This is a genomic window from Saccharothrix sp. ST-888, assembly GCF_000955975.1.
In the GTDB taxonomy this organism is placed as follows: Bacteria; Actinomycetota; Actinomycetes; order Streptomycetales; family Streptomycetaceae; genus Kitasatospora.
The window spans coordinates 1-326 of sequence record NZ_JYJF01000775.1 but is presented as its reverse complement, the minus strand read 5'-3'; the positions used below and the strand labels follow the sequence as shown (position 1 = coordinate 326).

Here is a 326-nt window from a genome sequence, read left to right as displayed (position 1 = left end):
CCCGCGAGCTGGTTGGCCGGCGCCACGCCGGCCGTGTACATCCCGGTCTTACGCCCGAGGACGTCGTAGGTGTACGCCAGCGTGTTGCCCGTGGCGTCCGTGGTGGAGGCGACGCGGGAGGCGACGTCGTACGTCTGCATCGTCGTGCCAGTGTCCGGATCGGTCGCGGACACCTGACGGCGTCGCAGGTCGTAGGCGTACGTCCAGGCGTTGCCCGACGAGTCGGTGCGCGACGTCCGGCCTCCGCCCAGGGTGAAGCTGTACGTGGTGACGTCCGCGTCCGCCGCGTTGCCCGTTGCCGTACTGCCGTGGTACTGCCACAGGGC

At 70.6% G+C, this 326-nt stretch carries 1 protein-coding gene; it reads right to left on the bottom strand.

Annotation, left to right across the window (positions count from 1 at the left end; translation table 11 throughout):
• Window positions 1-326, bottom strand: a 326-nt coding sequence (locus tag UK12_RS34525; RefSeq protein WP_045307179.1) for a hypothetical protein, incomplete at both ends; no start/stop codon positions are given.